The sequence below is a fragment of the Actinomycetospora sp. genome, assembly GCF_055612215.1.
The window spans coordinates 1-1,110 of record NZ_JBVPVA010001150.1 but is presented as its reverse complement, the minus strand read 5'-3'; the positions used below and the strand labels follow the sequence as shown (position 1 = coordinate 1,110).

General features: G+C 73.5%; 2 protein-coding genes. One reads left to right on the top strand and one right to left on the bottom strand.

What is annotated here, in order from left to right; all coding sequences use genetic code 11:
- The coding region (locus AC0CYZ_RS30990; RefSeq protein ID WP_472221991.1) for an MFS transporter at nucleotides 1-551 on the bottom strand (551 nt) is incomplete at its 3' end.
- A gap of 275 nt (nucleotides 552-826) precedes the next feature.
- Here AC0CYZ_RS30990 and AC0CYZ_RS30985 point away from each other — a divergent pair.
- On the top strand, nucleotides 827-1,110 hold a 284-nt coding region (locus AC0CYZ_RS30985), incomplete at its 3' end, for a nuclear transport factor 2 family protein (RefSeq protein WP_472221989.1).

Below are 1,110 nucleotides of genomic sequence, written 5' to 3'. Positions count from 1 at the left end.
GTGACGGTGCCCGCGAGGTCGAGGCGCGGCCGCTCCCGCGACTGCCGGGCCGGCAGCAGCGTCACCGCCCCGACGAGGGCGACGGCCGCGAAGACCACGTTGACGTACATGCACCAGCGCCAGTCGGCGTACTGCGTGAGCGCCCCGCCCAGTAGGAGCCCGATCGCCGCGCCGGAGCCGGCCAGCGTCGCGAACACCCCGAAGGCGCGGGCGCGGTCGCGACCCTCGGGGAACGTCGTCGTGAGCAAAGACAGCGCGGCGGGGGCGAGGACCGCCCCGAACACGCCCTGCAGCGCGCGGGCCGCGACCAGCAGCCCGAAGCCGGGCGCCAGCCCGCCCAGCGCGGACGCCCCGGCGAACCCGATCAGCCCGACGATGAACGCGGTCCGGCGCCCGAACAGGTCCGAGAGCCGCCCGCCGAGCAGCAGCAGGCTGCCGAAGGCGAGCGCGTACGCCGTGACGACCCACTGCCGCTGCGCGTCGGTGAACCCGAGGTCGGCCTGCGCCGAGGGCAGCGCGATGTTCACGACGGAGTTGTCCAGGATGACCATCAGCTGGGCGACGCCGATGACGGCGAGGATCCACCAGCGACGCACCGTGGCGGCCGGAGCGGCGGGAGCTGGTGGCGAGTCGGTCACGGATTCCACGCTAGGACCTCCACCGCCCTCGACGCCGGGTGTGGCCCGCGGGTGTGACCGCGGACGCCCGCGGGGTTCGCCGCTCGCAACACGACTGCAACCCTTGCCGCGCGCGCGTGCGGGCGTGACGGTGGTCACCGATACTCGCGGGACCGACCGGGACCGCCCGAGGAGAAGGTAGGTGCGTCGTGACCCAGACTCTGGACCGTCCCGGGAGCGAGGTGGGGGCCCGCGTCGAGCAGTGGGTGTCGAGCTTCCAGGAGGCCCTGTCCGCGCGTGACGTCGACCGCGCGGTGTCGCTGTTCGCCGCCGAGTGCTACTGGCGCGACCTGGTCTCGTTCACCTGGAACATCAAGACCGTCGAGGGCACCGACCAGGTCGCCGACATGCTGCGCACCGTCCTCGACCGGGTCGACCCGATCAACTTCGCCGTGACGGGCGAGCCGACGAGCACCGACGGGGTCGACGAGGC